The 23,281-nt window shown below is 70.1% G+C and carries 18 protein-coding genes; 7 read left to right on the forward strand and 11 right to left on the reverse strand.

The features are described 5' to 3' along the window. The first annotated feature begins 21 nt into the window (after positions 1-21). Entirely contained in the window at positions 22-771 is a 750-nt protein-coding gene (locus tag ACIBN2_RS36760; protein ID WP_399141100.1) for a D-Ala-D-Ala carboxypeptidase family metallohydrolase, read from the forward strand. A 61-nt stretch (positions 772-832) separates the two neighbouring features. Here the strand turns inward: ACIBN2_RS36760 and ACIBN2_RS36765 are convergent, their stop codons facing one another. Next, positions 833-1,861 carry a helix-turn-helix domain-containing protein gene (locus ACIBN2_RS36765; protein WP_399141101.1) on the reverse strand — a complete coding sequence of 343 codons (1,029 nt, stop codon included), beginning with the start codon at positions 1,859-1,861 and terminating at the stop codon, positions 833-835. Between the two features lie 574 nt (positions 1,862-2,435). On the opposite strand from ACIBN2_RS36765, the gene ACIBN2_RS36770 reads away from it, so the two are divergent. Both ACIBN2_RS36770 and mug read left to right on the forward strand, forming a co-directional pair. After that, complete coding sequence (locus ACIBN2_RS36770) at positions 2,436-5,144, forward strand: multifunctional oxoglutarate decarboxylase/oxoglutarate dehydrogenase thiamine pyrophosphate-binding subunit/dihydrolipoyllysine-residue succinyltransferase subunit (RefSeq protein WP_399141103.1); 2,709 nt, start codon at positions 2,436-2,438, stop codon at positions 5,142-5,144. After that, the gene (gene mug / locus ACIBN2_RS36775; RefSeq protein WP_399141105.1) at positions 5,048-5,767 is read left to right on the forward strand and encodes a G/U mismatch-specific DNA glycosylase; all 720 of its coding nucleotides are present in this window, start codon (positions 5,048-5,050) and stop codon (positions 5,765-5,767) included. Before ACIBN2_RS36770 ends, mug begins: the two co-directional genes overlap by 97 nt. On the opposite strand, the gene ACIBN2_RS36780 is transcribed toward mug, so the two are convergent. After that, on the reverse strand, positions 5,752-6,132 hold the full coding sequence (locus tag ACIBN2_RS36780; RefSeq protein WP_399141107.1) for a MarR family winged helix-turn-helix transcriptional regulator: 381 nt from the start codon (positions 6,130-6,132) through the stop codon (positions 5,752-5,754). The genes mug and ACIBN2_RS36780 overlap by 16 nt on opposite strands. A 280-nt stretch (positions 6,133-6,412) precedes the next feature. On the opposite strand from ACIBN2_RS36780, the gene ACIBN2_RS36785 reads away from it, so the two are divergent. Both ACIBN2_RS36785 and ACIBN2_RS36790 read left to right on the forward strand, forming a co-directional pair. Beyond that, positions 6,413-9,178 (forward strand): multifunctional oxoglutarate decarboxylase/oxoglutarate dehydrogenase thiamine pyrophosphate-binding subunit/dihydrolipoyllysine-residue succinyltransferase subunit, encoded by a 2,766-nt coding sequence (locus tag ACIBN2_RS36785; protein WP_399141109.1) that lies wholly within the window; start codon positions 6,413-6,415, stop codon positions 9,176-9,178. Positions 9,179-9,283: 105 nt separating this feature from the next. After that, positions 9,284-10,813, forward strand: a complete 1,530-nt coding sequence (locus ACIBN2_RS36790) for a DUF488 family protein (protein WP_399141111.1) — start codon at positions 9,284-9,286, stop codon at positions 10,811-10,813. Positions 10,814-10,819: 6 nt separating this feature from the next. On the opposite strand, the gene ACIBN2_RS36795 is transcribed toward ACIBN2_RS36790, so the two are convergent. The 5 genes from ACIBN2_RS36795 to ACIBN2_RS36815 form a co-directional block, all read right to left on the reverse strand. Further along, entirely contained in the window at positions 10,820-11,410 is a 591-nt protein-coding gene (locus ACIBN2_RS36795; protein ID WP_399141112.1) for a peroxiredoxin family protein, read from the reverse strand. Between the two features lie 61 nt (positions 11,411-11,471). Continuing rightward, positions 11,472-12,833, reverse strand: a complete 1,362-nt coding sequence (locus tag ACIBN2_RS36800; RefSeq protein WP_399141113.1) for a dihydrolipoyl dehydrogenase family protein — start codon at positions 12,831-12,833, stop codon at positions 11,472-11,474. 67 nt (positions 12,834-12,900) lie between these two features. Beyond that, a complete protein-coding gene (locus ACIBN2_RS36805; protein ID WP_399141115.1) occupies positions 12,901-13,677 on the reverse strand; it encodes an SDR family NAD(P)-dependent oxidoreductase in 777 nt (258 codons plus the stop codon). Next, positions 13,674-14,291, reverse strand: a complete 618-nt coding sequence (locus ACIBN2_RS36810) for a VOC family protein (RefSeq protein WP_399141117.1) — start codon at positions 14,289-14,291, stop codon at positions 13,674-13,676. The genes ACIBN2_RS36805 and ACIBN2_RS36810 overlap by 4 nt, the downstream gene beginning before the upstream one ends. Positions 14,292-14,385: 94 nt before the next feature. Continuing rightward, entirely contained in the window at positions 14,386-15,081 is a 696-nt protein-coding gene (locus tag ACIBN2_RS36815; protein WP_399141118.1) for a type 1 glutamine amidotransferase domain-containing protein, read from the reverse strand. 217 nt (positions 15,082-15,298) lie between these two features. Between ACIBN2_RS36815 and ACIBN2_RS36820 the strand changes: the two genes are divergently transcribed. After that, positions 15,299-16,402, forward strand: a complete 1,104-nt coding sequence (locus tag ACIBN2_RS36820) for a TDT family transporter (RefSeq protein ID WP_399141119.1) — start codon at positions 15,299-15,301, stop codon at positions 16,400-16,402. A 126-nt stretch (positions 16,403-16,528) separates the two neighbouring features. Here ACIBN2_RS36820 and ACIBN2_RS36825 read toward each other — a convergent pair whose 3' ends face one another. The 3 genes from ACIBN2_RS36825 to ACIBN2_RS36835 form a co-directional block, all read right to left on the reverse strand. After that, a complete protein-coding gene (locus ACIBN2_RS36825; RefSeq protein WP_399141121.1) occupies positions 16,529-17,548 on the reverse strand; it encodes a GlxA family transcriptional regulator in 1,020 nt (339 codons plus the stop codon). 183 nt (positions 17,549-17,731) lie between these two features. Then, complete coding sequence (locus tag ACIBN2_RS36830) at positions 17,732-18,442, reverse strand: SDR family NAD(P)-dependent oxidoreductase (RefSeq protein WP_399141122.1); 711 nt, start codon at positions 18,440-18,442, stop codon at positions 17,732-17,734. A 21-nt stretch (positions 18,443-18,463) separates the two neighbouring features. After that, complete coding sequence (locus ACIBN2_RS36835; protein ID WP_399141124.1) at positions 18,464-19,444, reverse strand: DUF4331 family protein; 981 nt, start codon at positions 19,442-19,444, stop codon at positions 18,464-18,466. Positions 19,445-19,740: 296 nt separating this feature from the next. Between ACIBN2_RS36835 and ACIBN2_RS36840 the strand changes: the two genes are divergently transcribed. Next, entirely contained in the window at positions 19,741-20,460 is a 720-nt protein-coding gene (locus tag ACIBN2_RS36840; RefSeq protein WP_399141125.1) for an SDR family oxidoreductase, read from the forward strand. On the opposite strand, the gene ACIBN2_RS36845 is transcribed toward ACIBN2_RS36840, so the two are convergent. Further along, positions 20,450-23,242: an AAA family ATPase gene (locus tag ACIBN2_RS36845; RefSeq protein ID WP_399141126.1), complete on the reverse strand. Its 2,793-nt coding sequence runs from the start codon at positions 23,240-23,242 to the stop codon at positions 20,450-20,452. The genes ACIBN2_RS36840 and ACIBN2_RS36845 overlap by 11 nt on opposite strands. Between the last annotated feature and the right edge of the window lie 39 nt (positions 23,243-23,281).

The raw sequence follows: 23,281 nt of genomic DNA on the forward strand, positions 1-23,281 counted from the left end.
CACCGTTCCGAAAGGACCACCATGGCTTCCTCGTTCCGTCCCCTCAACCGGCGCGCCATGCTGCGAGGCACGCTGGCCGCCGGCGCCGGCGTCGCATTCGGCCAACTGCTGTTCTCGGGCACCGCGCAGGCCTACGCGTGGTCGCGCACCCTGAACCAGGGCGACAGCGGCGCCGACGTGACCGAGCTGCAGATCAGAGTCGCGGGCTGGGCGGCGGACAGCGCCGGCCACAGCCGGGTCAGCATCGACGGGGACTTCGGCCCCGGCACGGTGGCGGCCGTACGCCGGTTCCAGGCGGCGTACGGCCTCACCGCGGACGCCAGCGTCGGACCCAACACCCAGGCCAAGCTCAACGCTCTGGAGCAGTCGGACGGCTCCACGGTGCACTTCAACTGGAGCGAGTTCGAGGACCGGGTGAGCGGTGACTTCAACGGCGGCAAGCTGAGCGCGTCGCAGGTGAAGGAGAACGCCCGCCGCTGCATGTACAAGCTGGAGGCGCTGCGCAAGAAGCTCGGCGACAAGCCGATCACGGTCAATTCCGGCTTCCGCAGCATCGCGCACAACGCCGACATCGGCGGCGCCAGCGACAGCATGCACCTGTACGGCACCGCCGCGGACCTCGACGTGCCCGGCGTGTCCAACAAGACCGTCTACCAGAAGGCGGAGACCTGCGGCTTCTCCGGGCTGGAGACGTACAACACCGACCACCAGCACGTCGACAGCAGGGCCGACCTCGGCCGTGACTGGTGGTGGGAGAACGGCACGGTCTGACGCCGTCCGGGCCATCCCTGGCCTCGGGTGCCGTCGTGGCGGTACCCGAGGCTGCCCGCCTTCAGCTCTTCGGTGTGCTCTTCAGTGCCGCCTCGCACGAGGGCCAGTCATGGAAGTCGTGCCGGACGCTCCACAGCCGGTGCGCCGCCTGGATGTTCCACTCGGGATCGAACGCCCGCAGCGGTGTGCCGTCGAGATCCCGCAGGCGGGCGTCGGAAATCTGGAACACGCCCCAGTTGCGGCTGCCGTTGGTGTTGGGCAACACCCACAGTGGGTCGAGGAACGACGCGCAGCGGGCGATCGCCACGGCGGTGCCGGGGTCCTCGACGAACACCTCGCGGATCCGCTGGGCCACCTTGGCCGGCGACCAGGTCACCATGCTCACCTTCTGCGCGGAGAGCGCCTTCTTGGTGGCCTCGTCGACCACGCCTCTGGCCGTCACACCCGCCAGCACCTGGAACGCGGTCACTCTGCGCAGCGTCTCCGGCCCGAAGTCCCCGTCCACGGCGAGCTTGCCCTTCGCTCGCACCAGCAGGCTCTGCACCTCACGCACACACTCGTCATGCTGTCCCATGCTCACCGTTGCGCACGCCGGGGAGGACAGCACCTTGTCGCCGGCCGCCGCAGAGGCATCCGCGGGATGGTCGGAGGGCAGCCACACGAAGCCGGCCACCAGCATCACCGCGACCACGGCTGCCAGTGTCGCCCACCGCGAGGAGACCTTCCCGGGCAGCAGCCGGGACCGTCGCGGCGCCTCGCCCTGGCCGGGGGGCGAGTCCGGCGGGATCACGTCGTTGGGTCCGGGACTCGGCGGCGCGGGCGCTGCGGGTACGTCACGCTCCGGTCGCGGCTGCGGCGTCTCCTCGGCGGACGCGGCCGGTGCGTTCCTCTCGCCGTCCGCCAGCGCCCACAGCAGATTCAGTTCGCGAAGCTCGTCCGCGCTGGCGCCGCACACCCTGGCGAAGGCGTGCACCACCCGGTAGTCCCCCGGAACGCCGAGGCCCGAGCAGTACCGATGCAGACTGGAACCGCTGACGCCTGCCTCCTTGCCGAGGCGGTCGTAACCCCGGCCACTGCGGTCCTTCAGCATGCGAAGGTAGGCGGCGAATTTCTCGGTTCGCGCAGAGGCAGCCACAGGTCCCCCCTTGTTCAGCCCCTACTGACGGGTAGAAGCTACACCGCGAATACGCACCGGTGTGCCCTTTCACCGGGGTGCTTCACCGGGGTGCTTCACCGGGGTGCCGGCAGCCCATGTGCAGCCCGCTCAAGGACGGGGAGACGGAGTGCCGGGCGGTGCCGGCGCAGTCGCGTCCCTCGGGCGACCCGGCATGCCGGCATTCCGTCAGGTCAAGTGATCGCGGCCGAGGATCCCGAACTGCACCTCATCGCGCGCCGTCCGCCGGTCCCCTCCACCCGCCCGGCTCGGCAAGCCGCGCCGGCATAGGGCCGAGCGGTCTCACCGCGCTCCCGCGAGGGAAGAGCCCGCACGTCCGAATGTGCCGCCGACCTGGCACATCCGCGCGCTGCCTCATCGAGAACACTGGCATACCGTGGGTGGAGTGACGCGGCGCCCGGCCCCGCCGGCCGCGTCGGCCCTTGGCCTGCGATGAGGAAAGAAGGCGATCCACACCGTGGCATCGCGATCCCACGCCGGACAACCGGTGATGAACGAATTGGAGTTCGGCCCCAACGAATGGGTCGTGGACGAACAGCACGAGCGCTATCTGCAGGATCCGAACTCCGTCGACCCGGCGTGGCGGAACCTCTTCTCCCCCGCGTCCGGAGCGGCCGAGGCGTCCCGTGACGGCGCGGCCACCACGAGTGACGACGCCGAGCAGGCTGCGCTCAAGGCGGTCCGCGTCGCGGCGCTCATCCACGCCTATCGCGTGCGCGGACACCTGATGGCCGACACGGACCCTCTGGCGGCGGAGCAGCAGGTCACGCCGCCAGAACTCGACATCGCCGCATTCAGGCTCAGCGAGCAGGACCTGCCCCGGACGTTCGTCGTCGACGATTTCGCCGGGCACGTCACCATGCCCCTCGACGAGATCCTGCACGTCCTGCGAGAGTCCTACTGCCGGACCATCGGCATCCAGTACATGCACATCCAGAGCTCCGACGAACGGTGCTGGATCCAGGAACGGATCGAAGCCCCGCTCCCGCGGCCGGACCGCGCCGAACAGTTGCAGATCCTGTACAGGCTGGGCGCCGCAGAGGCATTCGAGAGATTCCTGCACACCAAGTACGTGGGCCAGAAACGCTATTCGCTCGAGGGCGGCGAATCGGCGATCGTCCTGCTGGACGTCCTGCTGCACCGCTGCATCCGCCACGGGATGCGAGAAGCCGTCATCGGCATGGCCCACCGCGGCCGGCTCAACGTCCTGGCCAACATCGTCGGCAAGTCGTACGCCGAGATCTTCCACGAGTTCGAGGACACGGTGGACGTCCAGTCGGTCCAGGGCTCCGGCGACGTGAAGTACCACCTGGGCGCCGAAGGAACCTACCGGGCCCTGAACGGCAGCACCATCGCCGTCTCCGTCGTGGCGAACCCCTCCCATCTGGAGGTCGTCGGACCTGTGACCCAGGGCGTGGTCCGCGCCAAACAGGAGGTGGTCGCCGACGGTGACGGCATCTCCACGGTGCTGCCCGTCCTGGTCCATGGCGACGCGGCGTTCGCCGGTCAGGGCGTCGTGTGCGAGACACTCAACATGTCGCTGCTTCCCGGCTACCACACCGGCGGAACGGTCCACATCGTCATCAACAACCAGCTCGGTTTCACGACCACCCCCGCCCACGGCCGTTCCAGCGTCTACGCCACCGATGTGGCGCGAAGCATCGAGGCGCCGATCCTCCACGTGAACGGGGACGACCCCGAGGCCGTCGTCCGCGCCGCACGGCTGGCGTTCGACTACCGCCAGACGTTCCACAAGGACGTCGTCATCGACCTCATCTGCTACCGGCGCCATGGGCACAGCGAGGTGGACGACCCGTCCATCACCCAGCCTGCGATGTACGACCGTATCGATGCCATACCGTCCGTGCGCGCGCTGTACGCGGATGCGCTGCTCCACCGGGGAGACGTGAACGCACGGCAGGTGGAAGGCGCCCTGCAGGACTTCCGCGGACGCCTCGACCGTGCCTTCGCCGAGACCCACACGCCGTCCGGCCGATCCGCCGCGCGGCCGGTCGATCACGCCGATGACGCAGGCGCCTCCGAAGTCGCCACCGCGATCCCGGAGGCGGCGGCCCGCCGCGTCATGGCCTCCCAGACCGAGCTGCCACCCGGCTTCTCCGTGCACCCCCGTGTGCTGCCGCAGCTGAACAGACGCGCCATGGCGCTCGACGGCGGCACCATCGACTGGGCCGCCGCGGAGACCCTCGCCATCGGCTCCCTGCTCCAGGACGGCGTGCCGGTCCGGCTGGCAGGACAGGACTCCCGCCGCGGCGCATTCGGGCAACGGCACGCCGTGCTCACCGACCGGCACACCGGGATGGAGCACACACCGCTGAACTCCCTCGGCACGCAGGCGCACTTCACGCCCTACGACTCCTCCCTGTCCGAACTGGCGGCACTCGGCTTCGAGTACGGCTACTCCCTCGCACGGCCCGACGCACTGGTGCTGTGGGAGGCGCAGTTCGGCGACTTCGCCGACGAAGCCCAGACCGTCATCGACGAGTACATCGCATCGTCGGAGCAGAAATGGGGGCAGCGCTGCGGGGTGACGCTGCTGCTGCCGCACGGTCTGGAGGGGCAGGGCCCGGACCACTCCTCGGCCAGGATCGAACGGTTCCTCCAGCTCTGCGCGCAGGGGAACATGAGCGTCGCCATGCCCTCTCAGCCCGCCAACTACTTCCACCTGCTCAGGCAGCAGGCACTCGGTGCACGGGAGAACAGAAGGCCCCTGGTCGTCTTCACCCCGAAGTCGATGCTGCGCCTGAAGACGGCCACGTCCACGCTGGCAGACCTCACGACGCACGGCTTCCGCGCGATCCTGCCGCAGGAGACGGCCGATACCGGCCGGATCAGGCGCATCCTGGTGTGCTCGGGCAAGATCTTCTACGACCTCGACGCCTACCGGCGCGGCCAGGACGCGACCGACACGGTCATCGTCCGCGTGGAGCGCCTCTACCCCTTCCCGGAGCGCGAACTCGGCAAGGAGCTCGCCCGTTTCCCCGCCGACGCCGCAGTGCGGTGGGTGCAGGAGGAGGCGGAGAACCAGGGGTCCTGGCTGTTCGTGGGCCCGTACCTGCAGCGCCTGTCGGGCCGGCCCGTCGCATGTGTCAGCCGGCCACCCGCATCGGCCCCGGCCGTGGGCTCCGCCCAGCGGCACGCCGACGAGCAGAGAGGCCTGGTGGCAACCGCCTTCCGCTGAACTGCCGCCTGCCGGACGCGACTTCTGTTCCGACGCTCTGTGGAGCAACCATCAACAGCGATACGTACCCGACCCTGGACGATGTCGTCGCCGAACACCTGCACGTCATCTTCGTGGGGATCAATCCAGGCTTGGCGTCGGCGGTTCGGGGCCACAGCTTCTCGACACCGGGCAACAGGATGTGGCCGGCCCTCCACCGCTCGGGATTCACGCCGCACCAGTTCCGGCCCGAGCAGGAACGCGACCTGCTCGGCCTGGGCCTGGGTATCACCAGCATCGTCCGAAGGCCCACGGCTCGGGCAGCGGAACTCACGCCCGGCGAATATCTGCAGGGAGGTGAAGACCTCGTCCGACGCATGGAAGCCCTGAGCCCGGCATGGCTCGCCTTCCTGGGCGTCACCGGATACCGCGCGGCGTTCGGGGACGTCGACGCGGCCGTGGGCCGACAGTCGGCGACCATCGGCGGAGCACGTGTATGGGTCCTGCCGAACCCGAGCGGTCTCAACGCGCACTACCCGCCGCCGGCACTCGCCGTGGAGTTCGCCAGACTCCGGGTCGCCACCGCTCTGCCCGATCGTTCGGGCCTGCTCGGCAACGGCCCGTTCGGTCAACAGGTCTGCTGAAGGGCGGCATGCCGGCGCAGCCACGTGCGCGCGGTTCTCTCCGCCTCGGCGAGCTGGGCACGTCCCGTGTCGGTCAGGGTGACCTCGACCGTCCTGCGGTCTCCTGCACGGCGATCGCGTTCGATCAGTCCGGCCGCCTGCAGACCCCTGAGGACGAAGGTCATCCGGCTCCCCGATTCTTTCAGGGACGCCGTCAGCTCCGCCACGGGCACAACCCGTCCTTCGGCTTCTGCGATGGCGCCGAGAACGAGATAGTCGAGGAGCGACAATCCGTGCAGCATCCGCAACTCTCCATGCAGGAGCCCGATGCTCCGCAGCACGGACGGAGACTGTCGCGTCGTGTCCGTCGAACCCAGGTCGCTCATGACTGCTTGCAACCATGGCAGGTACGACGCCGATGGCGGGCCGGGCGGACACGACGGCCTCGGATCAGGACACGCAGTCGCCCGCCCCGCGGACACCTGCCGCCGTAAGAAGGACGCCCCCGCCCGGCCCATGTCCTGATGTGAGGCACATGTGGCATCAGCGGCCATCCACCACGGCCCTCTGTGCGTCCTAGTCTCGTCGGCGCGACGTGGTCACACAGGTCGGTCTGACCGCGCCGGGATCGTACGGCATCGCACAAGGAAGAAGGCGTTCTACGCCATGGCGTCGCAATCGGATACCACGCGAACGGTGATTCACGGGCTGGACTTCGGACTCAACGAATGGGTGGTGGACGAGCAGCGGCAGCGCTATCTGCACGACCCCGGCTCGGTGGACGAGACCTGGAGGAACTTCTTCGCCTCCCCGGCCACCCCTGGCACTCCCACACACCGCTCAGGCCCCGGTGCCCTGAGCGCCGAAGGCGAGGACGGCGACGCGGCAGCACGCGACGCGGTCCGGGTGGCCGCGCTCATCCATGCGTACCGTGTGCGCGGACACCTGATGGCCGCCACCAATCCGCTCGGGTCGCAGCCTGCCGCCGCACACCCGGAACTGGACGTCGCCGCGTTCGGACTGCACGATGCCGACCGGAGGAAGAAATTCGTCGTGGACGGGTTCGCGGGACACGCCACCATGACACTCGATGAAGTCCTGGGCGCCGTCCGGGAGTTCTACTGCGGCACTGCCGGCTTCGAGTACATGCACATCCAGGACTTCCGCGAACGTCGCTGGATCCAGCAGCGCGTGGAGAGCCCGCAGCGCCGGCCGGACCGTGCCCGACAGCTGGAGATCCTCTACCGGTTGGGAGCCGCAGAGGCCTTCGAGACGTTCCTGCAGACCAAGTACGTGGGCCACAAGCGCTACTCGCTGGAAGGCGGGGAGGCGGCCATCGTGCTGCTGGACGCCCTGCTGCTCCGTGCCATCGAGGACGGCCTGGCGGAAACCGTCATCGGCATGGCCCACCGCGGCCGGCTCAACGTCCTGGCCAACATCATCGGCAAGTCGTACGCGCAGATATTCGGCGAGTTCGAGGACGCCGTGGACATCGGCTCCGTTCAGGGGTCGGGGGATGTGAAGTACCACCTCGGCGCGGAGGGCAACTACCGTGCGCTGCGCGGAGGTTCGATCGCCGTCTCGGTCGTGGCGAACCCCTCGCACCTGGAAATCGTGGGACCGGTCGCGCAGGGAGTGGTGCGCGCCAAGCAGGACCTGGCCGAGAACGGCAGGTCCCGGGCCGTCCTGCCGGTCGTCGTGCACGGTGACGCGGCCTTCGCGGGACAGGGCGTCGTCGCCGAGACCTTGAACATGTCGCAGCTGCCCGGCTACGGCACGGGCGGGACCGTCCATCTGATCGTCAACAACCAGGTCGGCTTCACCACCCTGCCCGGCAACGGCCGGTCGAGCACCTACGCCACCAACGTGGCACGCATGGTCGAGGCCCCGATCTTCCACGTCAACGGCGACGACCCGGAGGCCGTCGACCGCGTCGCACGACTGGCCTTCGACTACCGCCAGACCTTCCACAAGGACGTCGTCATCGACCTCGTCTGCTACCGGCGCCACGGCCACAGCGAGGTCGACGACCCATCCATCACCCAGCCGATGATGTACGACCGCATCGACACCAAGGCGTCGGCGCGGACCCTGTACGCCGAGTCCCTGGTGGCCCGGGAGGTCATCGGGGAACAGCAGGCCGAAGGCGCCCGGCGCGACTACCGGGAACACCTGGAGCAGGCGTTCGCCGAGACCCGGGCGCTGCCTGCTCCGGCCCCCGGCGAAGACATTGCGGCCACCGGCACCGGGCAGCCGACGGCTCAGCCCGCGTCCCACCGGCCGGTGACCGCGATAGACGAGACGACGGCCCGGCGGGTCATCGCCTCGCAGACCGAGCTGCCGGAAGGCTTCACCGTCCATCCGCGCGTCCTGCCGCAGCTGAACCGCCGTACGGCGAGCCTCGACTCCGGCGCCGTCGACTGGGCCACCGCGGAGACACTGGCGATCGGTTCGCTGCTGCTGCAGGGCGTGCCCGTGCGCCTGGCCGGGCAGGACTCGCGGCGCGGCACCTTCGGCCAGCGCCACGCCGTACTGACGGACCGGCGCACCGGCGCCGAACACACGCCGCTGAGCTCCCTCGGGCCGCGGGCGGCGACCTTCGCACCGTACGACTCCATGCTGTCCGAACTGGCCGCTCTCGCCTTCGAGTACGGCTATGCACTGGCCCGCCCCGAGGCGCTGGTGCTGTGGGAAGCCCAGTTCGGGGACTTCGTCAACGGCGCGCAGACGGTCGTCGACGAGTACATCGCGTCGTCCGAGCAGAAGTGGGGCCGGCGCTCCGCGGTGACACTGCTGCTGCCCCACGGTCTGGAGGGCCAGGGACCGGACCACTCCTCGGCCCGCGTCGAACGGTTCCTGCAGCTGTGCGCGCAGGACAACATGACGGTGGCCATGCCGTCCCTGCCGGGCAACTACTTCCACCTGCTCAGGCAGCAGGCGCTGGACAGCCGCAAGCGGCCGCTGGTGGTGTTCACCCCGAAGTCGATGCTGCGGTCCAGGGCGGCCACCTCCGCCCTGACCGAGTTCACCGAGGGCGGCTTCCGCCCGATCCTGCCGGACGACACCGTGAATCCCGGCAAGGTCACGCGCGTACTGCTGTGCTCCGGCAAGGTCTTCTACGACCTCGACGCCCACCGCAACGCGTCGGACTCGGCGGACACGGCGATCGTCCGCCTGGAACGCCTCTACCCGTTCCCCGAGGAGGAACTCGCGGCGGAACTCGCCCGCTTCCCCGCGGCGGCGGATGTGAGGTGGGTGCAGGAGGAACCGGAGAACCAGGGACCGTGGCCCTTCCTCGCGCCGCGCCTGTACCGCTCGGCGGAACGCCCCGTGGACTGCGTCAGCCGGCCTGCGGCACCCGCACCCGCGGTCGGCTCCAGCCGCCGGCACGGCCTGGAACAGCAGGCCGTCGTGGCCTCGGCGTTCCGGTGAGCACCGGCCGGGGCACCGGCGGCGTCGAGATCCCCCGCCAGGAAGCCGACGACATGCACATCACCGTAAAATGCTGGTACGGCGAAAGCGGCCGGAGGACCTGTCATGGCTAACCGGATCACATGCCGCAGCATCAGTGAGCGGACCTCCGCCCAGGACGGCGAAACGGGCGGTCGTGTGCTCGTCGACCGAGTCTGGCCGGAGGGCGTTCGCCGAAGTGACGCGCTGCTCGACGAATGGTTGTCGAACATCGCGCCGTCCAGTGAGCTGCAGGACTGGTACGGCCAACATCCGCCCCTGTTCGACGAGTTCCGCCGCCGCTATCTCACTGAACTGGCCGACCAGCCACACCGGGAGGCGGCTGCCCGGCTGCGGGACTTGGCCGAGCACGGCAGCCTCACGCTGCTGACCGCCACCCGGGACATGGACCACAGTCACGCCGCCGTCCTCGCCGAATGGCTCACCGGTAACGGCCAGGACCCTGCACGGCGCGCGGAGTCCCCACCTTCCACGCCGGGACCCGCCGACCCCACTCCCCCGCCGTCCGGATACCGCGCGGCCCTCTCCGCCGCGGTGACCAACCTCAACCCCGCGTCGCTCTCGTTCGTCATGGGCACCGGAATCGTCTCCACGGCCCTGTACGTCAACGGCGCCGGCACGGCCTCCGCAGTACTGCTGTGGGTGGCTCTGGCAGGCTTCGCGGTGCTGGTGCCCGCCTACGGCTGGTGGATGCTGCGCCGGCGCCGGCGCTTCATGGCGGCCTTCCTCGGGCCACGGTCCTTCGTGTTCCTCACCCTCGCCGTCTCTTCCAACGTACTGGCGGCGCGTCTGGTACCGGACGGGCACACCGCGGTGGCCGGGGCGTTCCTGGCGTTCGGGGCGCTGGGATGGCTGGTGTTGGACTACGCCATACTGCTCGCCCTCATCACCACCTTGAGGCGCAACCCTTCGCTCGACCAGGTCAACGGCACCTGGTTCCTGTGGTCGGTGGGCTCGGAATCGGTGGCAGTCGCAGCAGCCTCGCTGGCCCGGGCCGCCCCGAGCCACGCACTGGCCGTACTGGCCGTGGTGTGCTGGGCCATCGGCCTGATCCAGTACCTGCTGACCGCCGCGATCGTACTGACCAGGCTGCTCGCCCTTCCCATCAAGCCGGAAAGCCTCATGACATCCCTCTGGATCTTCATGGGAGCGGCGGCGATCGCCGTGCTCGCGGCCGTACGTCTGACAGCTCTTCCACCGGGCGACACACTGCTGTCGCGGCCGCTGCTCGTCGGGGTGGCCGTCGTCCTGTGGGCCTTCTCCAGCTGGCTGATCCCGCTCCTGCTGGCCTTGGGCGTCTGGCGGCACGCCCTGTGCCGCATTCCGCTGCGCTACGACCTCGGCTGGTGGAACCTCGTCTTCCCGATCGGTATGTACGCGGTCACCACGCACGAGTTGGGGCGCGCGACCGGATCCTCGTGGATGACGAGCACGGGCCGCTGGGAGGTTTGGGTGGCCGCAGTCGTCTGGGTCGTCGTGTTCGCCGCGATGGTGTCCGCCCCAGTCCGCCCCCGTGCGACGGGTGGGCAGGGAACCGGCACGAGTAGGGCAGGGACGGCTCGAGTGGGCGCATCGGCCGCTCGGACACTGCCGTAGGCGCACCTACGCCTGCAATTCGGCAGCTCGCCTGTCCCACCCGTGGAAGGAGGAGCGGTCGCCGGAGTCCCAGGCTTCGCGCAGGCCCGGGCTGTCGAGGTCCCAGTCCGGCCGGATCTCCCGGGTCGCCTCGCGCAGGTCACGCCACAGGTCGTAGGCCGAGGGACGCCCCCAGAACCAGTAGCCGTTGTAGACGCTGTGCACGACCAGCCCCGGCTTCAGGACCAGTGTGTGCGGGATCATCGGGTCGTGCTCGGGGTCGGTGTACTCCTGGATGTCCAGCTCCCGTTGGACGATCCGGCCCGGGTCGGACAGGAAGGTCCACTGCGCTCCGACCGAGAGGCGGAACTCCTGCAGCGTGTGGTGCTCGTCGGTGGAGATGGTCGCCATCTGCGTATAGGCCACCGCTGCCTTCGGCTGGAGCACCTCGGCCATCTCCCGGTGCTGCTGGTGCTCCTTCGGGCAGTAGTGTCCGCGCGCCAGAGTGAGGACCAACGGGTCGCGGCCCTGCAGTTCGCTGAGCGTGCGGACCGTGTCCGTGTGGTCGGGCAGTGCGAAGTCCGGGAAGATTCCGCCCGGAACGATGTCGGAACGCATGGTGTCAGCCACCCTTCTTCGTCGGTGCATGGTCATCCGCGCGGAGGAAGGACGGGGCGCGTCATGCGGGGACCCGTCCCTCGACCGCGCCGCCCCGTGCGACCTGGTGGTGCAGGTCGCTGAGCGCGGCGACGTAGATCTCCGAGAAGGTCGGGAACGGCTGGATGGTGTCCCGCAGTACCTCCAGCGGGATCCGAGCGCGGACGGCCAAAGTCGCCTGCTGCAGCCACTCCCCCGCCTCCGGGCCCAGCGCGTACGCGCCGGTGACCGTTCGGCCGTCGCTGAGAAGGGCCAGGAACCCCACGGCGTCGGCGTAGGCGCGGGTGTAGGCGGCCGTCTTGGCGACCTCGGAGATCGGGACAGTGGCGCTGAGCCGTGCCTCGCCGGCGCCCACGGCCGCCGCCTGCGGGTCCGTGTAGACCACGCGCGGTACGGCCGTGTAGTCGGCGTCGCGGGGATGGCCGAGGATGTTGTCCGCGACGACCTCTCCCTGGTACTTGCCGACATGGGTGAGCATCCAGAGGCCGGTCGCGTCACCGACGACCCAGAGTCGTTCGGCGGCGCGCAGACGGCGGTCGACCGGGATGCCTCTGTCGCTGCCGCTCATGCCGACCGTTTCCAGGCCCAGGTCGTGGACGCGCGGGCGGCGTCCGGTGGCCACGAGCAGCTTGTCGCCGCGCAGTTCCTGCCCGTCGTCGAGGGTCAGGACGTAGTCCTCGGCGTCGTGCCGGGCGGCGACGGCGCTGCGGCCCAGCACGAGTTCGATGCCGTCCCGCCGCAGTGCCTCGCCGAGCGCCCGGCCCAGGGGCTCGGGCTCGCGCGGCAGCACGTGGTCGTCGTGGCCGGTGAGCACCACCTCGCCGCCAAGGCGCCGTACCGCCTGTGCCATCTCGACACCGACGGGTCCGGCTCCCAGGACGAGCAGCCGTCGCGGGACCGCCTTCATGCCGGTCACCTCGCGGTTGGTCCAGATGCCCGCCAGTTCGCGCAGGCCGGGCACGGGAGGCACGATCGGTGCGGCCCCGGTGGCCAGTACGACGTGGTCGGCGGTGTAGCGGTTACCGGCGACCTCCACGGCACCGGGTCCCGCGAGCCGGCCCGAACCCCGCAGCAGGTCTATGCCGTTGGCGGCCAGCCAGCGCTCCTGTCCGGCGTCGGAATAGTCCGACACCATGAAGTCCCGCCATGCCAGGGCCTGTTCGACGTCCACCTCGGCGGTGGCCGCGGCCTCGCGTGCGCCCTGGACGGCCTCGCCCGGGCGCAGCAGGGTCTTGGACGGGATGCACGCGAAGTACGAGCACTCCCCGCCGACCAACTCCCGTTCCACGAGCGCCACTTGCAGACCGCCGTCCGCGAGGGCGCCCGCGCAGTGCTCGCCGGGTGAGCCGCCGCCGATGACGATGACGTCGTAGTCGTGCTTCATCCGTCACTCTCCCGTCGCCCGTGCCCGGTCATCAGGTCCGGTCACCACGCCTGGTCACCACGTCTGGTCACCACGTCTGGTCACCCGCGCGAACCAGCATCTCGTTGACGGCCACGCGCCGTTCCCGCGTGACGATGTAGCCGATCGCGTCCGCGACGTCTGCGGCCTGCAGTGGCTCTATCCCGCTCACCTGCCTGAGGGTCGCGTCGCGGGTGGCCTCGCCGAGGTGCTGCGCCAGCTCCGTCTGTACGGTGCCGGGCTCGATCACGCTGACCCGGACGCGCTCGACGAGCAGTTCCTGGCGCAGTGACTCCGCGAAACCGTTCAGACCGAACTTGGTCAGGTTGTAGACACTGCTCGACGGCCGGGCGACCCGTCCGGCCGTGGAGCTGACGTTCACGATGTCGGCCACCTGCCGCGGGGACGTGGCGGCGGCGTCGATCAGGTGCGGAACCGCGGCGTGCGTGACGTGCAGCAGCCCGGACACGTTCAGTGAGACCATCCGGTCCCACTCCTCGATCGTGGTGTGCAGGGCAGTGCCGAGCAGCATGACCCCGGCGTTGTTGACCAGGATGTCGAGGCGCCCGAGCCCCTCGCGCGTGTCCTGGACCGCCTGGTACGCCTGCTCGGGTTCGGTGATGTCGGCCTCCACCACCCGCGCCCGGCCGCCCTGCCGTGAGATGTCCTCCGCCAGCTGGTGCAGGCGTTCCCGGCGGCGGGCGACGAGCGCCACCGCCGCGCCCTCATCGGCCAGCAGGCACGCGGTCGCGGCACCGATACCGCTGCTGGCGCCGGTGACGAGCGCGACGGCTCCGCCCAGCGGTTTGCCCGACAAGGAGCTCACGTCGGCAGCTCGGTGCCGGCCTGCTCGCTCACCATGTACCGCGCGTACCAGTCCGGCCAGTCCGGGTCCTCTTCACCGGTGCGCGCCTCGTGCTCGCCGTGTGCGGCCGCCGCACGGCGCAGCGCGCTCGCGAGGTCGGAGGCCGAGGCGAAGGCCGTCGTCGCGGGGTCCAGGCGGCCCGGAAGCCTGGCGGTGATCTCCTGCAGCACCCAGCCGTTGCCGTCCGGATCCTCGAACGACAGGAACGAGCCGTAGCTGCTGCGCCCCGGGTCCGGTCCCGGCACGCGGGCGTCGGTCCCGGCGTGGTGGAAGACACCCCCGGCGTCGTGGAACACGTCACCGGGGGCGGCGCCGCGCCGCTTGAGCTCGTCGTGGGCGGCGCCGATGTCGTCGACGATCAGGTGCAGGCCCTGGGCCGAACCCGGTGTCTGTGAAGAGACCGAGGTGCCGAAGATGACCGACGCCGGCGAACCCGGCGGGGTCATCTGCACCACCCGGAAGTTCTCGTCGGTGGCGACGTCGGCGTCGAGCCGCCAGCCCAATGCCGTGTAGAAGTCCTTGGCCCGGTCCACGTCCGCCACCGGCACCACGACGACCTCGAGCTTCATGTCCATGGTTCACGCCTCCGCACTGGGACGAAAAGCCGACACCACGAGGGTCCTCGCCGGGGCTGGTGCTTCGCGCCAGGGATTCTCACTGGTCGCGCCGCTACTTCAGCAGCACCAGCAGCCGCTCGGCCAGGACCGCGGCCGATGCCGGGTTCTGTCCGGTGATGAGGTTGCGATCCTCCACCATGTACGGCTTCCACATCTCGACGCGGCTGAAGTCGACGCCGATCTTCTCCTTGAGCTCCGTCTCCAGCAGCCAGGGCGCCCTGGAGGCCAGGCCGACGCCTTCCTCCTCGTCGTCGGTGAAGCAGGTGATCCGGTAGCCGGTGAAGGGTGACTTGCCGCGGATCCTGGTGGCCAGGATCGAGGCGGGACCGTGGCAGACGATCGCAAGGGGCTTGCCCGAGGCGAGCTGCGCCGTCAGGATCCGGCCCACGTCGGCGTCCAGCCACAGGTCCGACATCGGGCCGTGACCGCCGGGCAGGTACACCGCGTCGTAGTCCTCGAGCCGGACGTCGGAGAGTTGCAGCGGCCGCCGCATCTCTTCGGCGGAACGGATGATCCTCTCCAGTTCGAGGGCCCCTTGCTCCCCGCCCGCCATGGAGGGGCGCAGGCTCATCATGTCGACGTTCGGCGTCACGCCGTTGGGCGTGGCGACCACGATGTCGTGCCCTGCCTCGGTGATCGCCTTGTACGGGGCCGCGAACTCCTCCGCCCAGTAACCGGTCGCGTACCTGGTGCCGTCCTTGAGAACCCAGTACGTCGCTCCGGACACCACGAAAAGTACCTTCGCCATCACGACCACTCCTGCCGTCCGGGATCCGGCCCCGCGCCGTCCGCGCGGAACCACTGAACCCCGCCACGGTCCCGTGCGAAGACGGTCGGTCGCACCGGTAGGACACACTGGTCCTCACCGGCCCGCAGAGCGTGCCGGTGCTCGATACGTGCCAGCGGCCCCTCACATCAGGACATGATCAACAGCCCTGCCCCTGTGTGAACTTAGGGTGCCGATCATGGATCTCTCCCTGTCGACCCGTCCCGCACCGCGCACCGTGAACAGGACGACACGTCCGCCCCTCGGCCCCACCTGGTTCGCGGCGGTGATGGGTACCGGCATCGTCGCCAACGCTGCGGCGGTCCTGCCGCGGACCTTTCCCGGGCTGCGGACGGCCGCCACGGTCATCTGGGTGGGCGCCGCTGTCCTGCTGGTCCTGCTGGCCACGCGCTACCTCCGGCAGAGGGCGATCCGTTCCCACGCCGCCGACCCGGTGATGGCCCAGTTCTTCGGAGCGCCGCCGATGGCGCTGCTCACCGTGGGCGCCGGCGCGCTGCTGCTGGGCAAGGACGTGATCGGGCTCGACGCGGCGGTGGATGCGGACTGGGTCCTGTGGCTGACCGGGACCGCACTGGGCCTGGTCACAGCCTGCACGGTGCCGTACCTCATGGTCACGCGGCACCGCTTCGCCCCGGACGCGGCATTCGGCGGCTGGCTGATGCCGGTGGTGCCGCCGATGGTCTCCGCCGCGACGGGCGCGCTGCTGGTCCCCCACGCACCGGCCGGACAGCTGCGGCTCACCCTCCTGCTGGGCTGCTACGCGATGCTCGGCCTCGGCCTGGTCGCGACGTTGCTGGTACTGGCCATGGTCTACGGCCGACTGGTGCACCACGAGGTGCCCACCGGGACCACGGTACCCACCGTCTGGATCGGTCTGGGCGCGCTGGGGCAGTCGGTGACGGCCCTCGGCGCCCTGGCCTCGGTGGCACCGAGTGCGCTGCCCGCGCCCTACGCCCGGGGCACCGCGGTGCTCGCGCTGCTGGGCGGCATCGTGGTGTGGGGCTTCGCCATGCTGTGGATGGCCCTCGCCACAGGGCTGACGGTACGGACGATCCGGGCCGGTCTGCCGTTCGCACCGACGTGGTGGTCGTTCATCTTCCCGGTGGGTGCCTGCGTCACGGCCACCGGCACCCTCGCCACCCGCACCGGGTCCGTACCGCTCGGGTGGACAACTGCCGGGCTGTATACGGCTCTTGTCCTCGCCTGGTTGGTGGTGACGGGGCGGTCCCTGCTCCACGCCGCCCAGCACCTGCGCTGCTCTGCCCGTCAGATCCTCGACTGAGCGCCGGGCAGTGCCGGCCGGCGTCTTGGTCGGCAGTCCGGGGGAAGGCGTGGGGTCCGCCACGTACGCGGGCGGGGTGACCTTCTTGTCGCCCCGCTGCGCGGCAGGCGAGTCCGCGTCATCCGGCTACCCCGCAGCCCCCGCCGATTCCGCGTCCGTGGGGCTCATGCCGGTCGTGCGGAATCTGGCGCGGAAGGCGCCAGGCGTGACACCCAGATGTCGTACGAACGCCCTTCGCAGCGACTCGGGAGAACCGAGACCTGTGCGTCGCGCCACCACCGCCATGGAGTCGTCGCCCGTCTCCAGCAGTACCTGGGCGGCCTCCACCCTTACTTCCTCCACATACCTGCCCGGCGTCGTACCCGCCTCCTCGTGGAAGAGCCGGGTCAGGTGGCGGACGCTGACTCCCGCCCGTCGCGCCATCGCCGGCAGGCTGTGGTTGGCTCCCGGGTCCTCCACCACCGCGTCCAGGATCCGGCGGAGCAACTCCTGCCGCGAGTACGGGATTTGAGAGCGGACACTGAACTGGGACTGGCCCCCCGGTCGTTGCATGAAGACGACCATGTCCTTGGCCACCGCCCGAGCGACCTCCGCACCGTAGTGCTCCTCCACCAGTGCCAAGGAGAGATCGATACCGGAGCTCACGCCTGCCGATGTCATCATCTTGCCGTCCCGCACGAAGATGGCGTCCGGTTCGACCCGCACGGACGGGAAACGCAGGGCCAGTTGGCGCGTGAAGCGCCAATGCGTCGTGGCACGACGACCGTCCAGAAGCCCCGCCGCGGCCAACAGGAACGCTCCCGAACACACGGAGGCCGTACAGCCCGCTGTCCCGTTCAGCCGCCGGACGACATCCAGCAGCGCGTCGTCCTTGATCAGCGTCTCCCACTCCGGACCGCCCGGAATCATCAGCACGGCGGACGGCTCGTGAACCTCGTCGACGGAACGGTCGGCACTGATGCGGGTCCCGGCCGAGGTGATCACGTCCGCCCCGTCCTCGGACACGATCTGCACGCGGTAGTGGCCCCCGAACTCGTTGGCCGAGGCGAACACCTCGACAGGGCCGGTGACATCGAGCAGTCGTACGCCGGGGAAGACGAACACCGTGACGGTCAGCGTGTTCGTTCCAGGACGGTTGCCGTTCATCGCGTGCCTCCGGACCGTGCGTGACGGGCACCCCGGAATGTCCGGCGGGACGGGCCCACCGGTCACGGTCACCGGCAGGCCCGACGTGCCCAGCGCCTCGCTGCGGCCATCATTCGTCCCCGACCGGGACGAGCGCCACGACTTGTTTGCTCACTGCTGGAAGACACAGCCTCCCAGCGCTGCTCAGTGACCGGCGCTCCGCCCTCCGTCGACGTGCAGCGTCGCGCCCGTCACGAAGGACGCGGTCTCGAGGTAGAGGACCGCCTCGACGACATCCCCCACTTCGCCCATCCGCCCTAGCGGATGCTTCCTCGCGAGTTCCTCGTCGTAGCCGGGGTGCATCGGGGTTCTGATGATGCCCAGCGCGACCGCGTTGCTGCGGATGCCGCGGGCCGCGTACTCGATGGCGAGGGACTTGGTGGCGGACTGGAGGCCGCCCTTGGTCAGGGAGGCGAGCACCGAGGGTTCGGTGGAACTGGCGTAGTCAGCCAGGCTGGTGGAGATCTGGACGAGGTGCCCGCCGCCCTGGCGGAGCATCTGCTCGACGGCGAGCTGGGTGATGCGGAAGAAGCCGGTCAGGTTGACGCCGATGACTGCTTCGTAGTCCTGCTGGGAGTACTCCGTGAACGGCTTGCCGATGAAGAGGCCGGCGTTGTTGATCAGGGTGTCGATGCGTCCGAACCGCTCGGTCGCGGTGGCGGCAAGGCGGTCGGCCGCGGCGGGATCGGCGATGTCGCCACGGACGGTCAGAACGTCCGGATCGTCGGAGGGACGGATGGTGCGGGACGTCGCCACAACCCGGTAACCGAGCTTGCGGTAGGCGTCGACCAGGCCCGCGCCGATGCCCTGTGACGCACCGGTGATGACGGCGACCTTCTTGCCAGGGATGTTCATGATCGGCTGCCTTGGTCCGGATCACCTGTGGGGCGGTCCGAGATAGGGGAACTCGGCCAGCATGTCGTCGTGCGGCGAAAGTCCGTCCGAGGTGACCTTTCCGTGGGTCAGGAAGGCCATGCGCGCACTGAACACGTCGTCGGTGAGGCTTCGCCCGTTGGGGTAGACGGCCGGCCGGCCACGGTCGTAGTGCAGGACGTCCGGCAGCACGGTGGCGGCCGCCTCGGTCGCCTCCGCAGCCGGATAGCCGTTCTCCTGCAGGAGCTTCGACCACGGCACCAGGTACGTCGCGACATCGTCCGCGGGATGCCCGGCGTTGTACTCGTCCTTGGCGTAGTCGGGATTGATGAACGGGTTGATCGTCGGATTCCCGCCGCGGTCCACCTGGACCAGCGTGTCGTCGTGGCGCACGCACACGGTCGCCCACACGGAGATCGATGGCGCGGGTCCGAGCATGTCGTCGGGCACCTGGAGTGCGATGCACTGCACGTCCTTGCCCGCGAAGGAGTCCTCGCCCGTCCAGTCGAAGCCGTGCAGCGCGCCTTCGGCATCGGCGAAGAAGGGATCGCTGCGTACGCCCACGAACAGGTCGCAGGCACCCGCCTGGACGGGGTGCGCCGCCGCATCGAAGCCGACCGGCACCGCCGAGGCGATCACCTCGCCGGCCGGCTCCATGTGACGGGCGTCGTCGCCGGTGGCGTAGGAGACCGTGCCCATCTGCCGGCCTTCCTGCGCCTCGGTGAACACGGCGGAGAAGGCGATGTCGGCCTGATCGTCCCCGTCGTTGTCGATGTTGATGCGGTACACCGCTTCCGGGTGGAATCCCGGGCTCATCAGGAACGGCGGGGTGGCGCTGAGCCCTGTGGTGAAGGGGTTCACGTCGATGATCAACGTCGTCTTTCCCGCGGCGCCCGGCGTCGGGAAGGCGTAGAGGTCGGTCAGGTCCAGGCGCGCGTCATCGCCGGGGAACTTGAGGTAGGCCGCACTGAAGTGATTGGACATGCCGTCTCCCTTCCACTGCCGCGAGAGGTCCCGCGCGGCCTCCCTCCACCCTCACGCCGTGCCGAGCACGTCGCGCCCGTGGAAGTCACTGGTTCATCGCACGGCGGGCGGCGGAGAGCCGGGGCGGATCGCTGATCGGCGGCGGCCCGGGCGTCGGGGATCACGGGAACCCGCGAGCGCGTCCGCGTCCGCGTCAGTCTCCCTGGGCGGCCCTCGGCCAGTGAGGACCACGGGCGCGAGCAACCACTGAGCCGTCCGATGCTGGTCAAGAGGAGGTGGGCCCGTTGGGAGGACCAGTGAACGATCTCTCGGGAAGCACGGTCGTCGTCATCGGTGGCAGTTCGGGCATCGGCCTGGAAACGGCACGCCAGGCACGGGCGGCCGACGCGAAAATCATCATCACCGGTCGTGACGAGGAGCGCCTCCATGCCGCGCGTGAAGAACTCGGAGCATCGGCCGCCATGCTCGAGCTGGGCGATGCTCCGGGACTGGGCCGCTTCTTCAGCGAGCTGCCCGCGCCGGTCGATCACGTGCTCGTCGCGGGCGGCGGACCGACGTACGCGACGATCGCCCAGATGGACTTCGAGCAGGTGCGAAGCGTGCTGGACGAACACCTCCTGGGGTCGTTGCGCATCGCACGGGAGTGTGCGACGTGTGTCGGTCCCGGCGGATCACTCACCTTCATCACCGGTACGCATGCCCGCCGCCCCGGCGTGGGTCTGAGCGTCGCCGCCATCGCGGCCGCCGCACTCCCGGCCATCACGGCGAACGCCGCTCTGGAGATCGCCCCGGTCCGGGTCAACGCGATCGCCGCGGGCTTCGTCGACACCCCGCTGTCGGCACGGCTGCTGGGCGACGCGCTCGAAGAGCGGCGGCGGCAACTGCGCGCCACACTGCCGATACGGCGGGTCGTGGGCCCGTCGGATGTGGCCAGGCTCGCCCTGCATCTGATGGCCAACACGGCACTCACCGGGGCGACCTACGACGTCGACGGCGGCCAGCAGCTCATCCCCTGAGCCCCTGCTCCGGTGCGGGCTCGTACGCGCTGCGGGGCAGGGCGTCCCGGAGCTGTCTGCGGGAGGTGATCGACAGCTTGGTGAAGATCTTCCGCAGGTGCCATTCGACCGTCCGCGGGCTCAGGAACAGCCGGGACCCCACCTCCGGGTTGGAGAAGCCGTCCCGCACGAGCAGCGCGATCTGCTTCTCCTGCGGCGTCAGCTCATCCCCCAGGGACGTCTCCAGCTTGTGCTTGCGGATCGACTCGCCACTGGCGAGCAGTTCACGGCGGGCTCGCTCGGCGAACGCCTCCATCCCCATCGAGGCGAACATCTTGTGCGCGGTCCGCAGATGGCCTCGCGCCTCGACGCGCTGACGCTCCCGGCGCAGCCACTCGCCGTACACCAGATGGGCCCGGGCGAGCTCGGGCCGCAGCTGGGTCCGGGCCAGCCGTTCGATCGCCCTGCGGTAGTGGCGGTCCGCAGACGTCCCTTCGCTCAGCAGGGCCCGGCAGCGTGCCAGGATTCCCTGCGCCCAGTCGGTGTCGCACGGCTCTGCCGCGTCCGCGAGCCGTTCCAGTGCCCCGCCGGCGAGCTCCGCGTCGCCGACGCGCACAGCCGCCTCCACGAGCTCGGGCAGGACCCACACCGAGACCCACAGCTCGGGGATGCGGGCACTGGTCTGCGCCGCGGCCAGTGCCTGCTCGTAGCGGGCGAGGCCGTTGTAGAGCACGGCGGCCGACCACTGGGCCACGGTGACGCCCATCAGCTGGCCACTCGCGCCGGCCTCCTCGACGGTGGCCGCGATGAGGGGCTCGACGTCGGCGCTGTGGCCTCTGAGCGCGCCGAGGCGGAGCTTGACGTGCGCGGCGATGGGCACGCCGGTCGCCGCGGCGACGATGTCCGCCTCGTCGACGATCGCCGCGGCGCCGGTGAAGTCTCCGGTCCAGGTGGTCGCCATTCCCAGCGACGCGAGGCAGAACGAGAGCTCCGTGAGGGCGCCCGCCGCGCGCGCCACGTCGACGGCCCGGCGGTACATGACGCGCATCGCCCGATCGTCCCAGACGACCGCGCTGACGCCGTTGGCCACCCAGCCCCACTTCAGCAGATCGCGTCCGGGCAGATCCTCCAGCGCTGCGGCCGCGCGCTGCAGGGCGGGTACGGCGGTGGCCCGGCCGTCGGTGACGAGCAGGGCATAGCCCTCGATCACGAGATCGATGGCGCGGGGCGCCTCCGTCGACGGCGGAAGCATCCTCATGGCCTGGGAGATCGCCGCGAGGCTGTCGCCGTCGGCGGCGACCAGCGCGGAGGTGCCCCACGCGAGGAGGTAGGTCTCGCGGGCGAGGTTCGTGTCGAACCGCTCGAGCCGTTTCGCGGCCGTGAGCAGCAGCGGCGGAGCCTCTCGGTTGAGGCCGGCCGCGAACGTGACCTGGCTGCGTACCAGGTGTGCCCGCGCGCGCTGGAACTCGTTCTGAGCGTTCTGGTCGGCTACGTCGACGAAGCGGCGGGCGGCATCGAGATCGCCGGCCTGGAGGCTGGCGTCCGCGGCAGCGACAGCCCGCTCGGCGCGTCGCGAGGCGTCCACGGTCAGGACGACGGACCGCTGGAGGAACGCGGCCGCGGCTGCGAGCCCGCCCCGTGCCTGTGCGCGTCCGGCGGACTGTTCGAGCTCGGCGGCGACGGCTTCGTCCGGGCCGGCGGTCGCGGATGCGAGGTGCCAGGCGCGGCGGTCGGGGTCGAGGTGCGGGTCTGTCGCCTGCGCCAGCGCCAGGTGTGCCGACCGGCGCTCGCTCTCCGTGGCCGACCGGTACACGGCCGACCGCACCAGCGGGTGCCGGAACGTCACGCGCACATCGAACGACAGCAGCCCGTCCGTGCCGTCGGCGAGCGCTTCCTCGGGTGTCATGCCGAGCCGATCGGCAGCCCGCCACACGAGCGCGGGATCGCCGACGGGGTCGGCAGCGGCTATCAGCAGGAGCAGCCGGGTCTGCTCGGGAAGGCCCTCGATCCGGCGCAGGAAGCTCTGCTCGATCAGGCCCGGCAGAGCGTCGGTGTTCAGAAGACCGAAGCCGCCTGCCAGCTGGGTCACGGACAGGGCGCGGGGCAGTTCGAGGAGCGCGAGGGGATTGCCTTGGGTCTCCGCGACGAACCGGCTGCGTATGTCGTGGTCGAGGCGGGCGTGCGTGGCGGATTCGAGCAGGGTGTGCGCGGCGGCGTCCCGCAGTCCGGTGACTTCCAGGTCCGGCAGCCCGAGCAGGTCCGGGGACCGCTCGCGGGCGCCGAAGACGAGAGCGATCGACTCCGCCAGGAGGCGGCGGGCGACGAAGCCCAGAACCTGCGCCGATGCGCGGTCCATCCAGTGGGCGTCATCCACCAGACACAGCAGCGGGCGCCGCTGCGAGGCGTCGGACAGCAGACTGAGCACCGCCATACCCACCAGGAAGCGATCGGGAGGCGGTCCCGCGCGTATCCCGAAGACGGTCTCGAGCGCTGTCCGCTGCGGGGCGGGCAGGCTCTTCAGCCGATCGACCAGCGGCACGCACAGCTGGTGCAGCGTCGCGAACGGGAGCTCCATCTCGGACTCGATGCCGACGGCGCGCAGCACGCGCAGGTCGCCCGGTGAGTCCGTGAGGTGTCCCAGCAGCGCCGACTTGCCGATGCCAGGTGGTCCGTGGACCACGAGTGCGCGGCTTCGTCCCGTGCGGACGGCGGCGACGAGCCTGTCGAGAACTGCACACTCGATCTGGCGCCCGAGGAGGCCGACCTTGTCCCCGCGTCCCGGGCCACGCTCCGGATCCACCACGGTTGCCCGCTTTCGTTGCGGTTGGTCCCCTGATTTTTG

Origin of the sequence: Streptomyces sp. NPDC050534 (genome assembly GCF_044457745.1) — a bacterium.
In the GTDB taxonomy this organism is placed as follows: Bacteria; Actinomycetota; Actinomycetes; order Streptomycetales; family Streptomycetaceae; genus Streptomyces.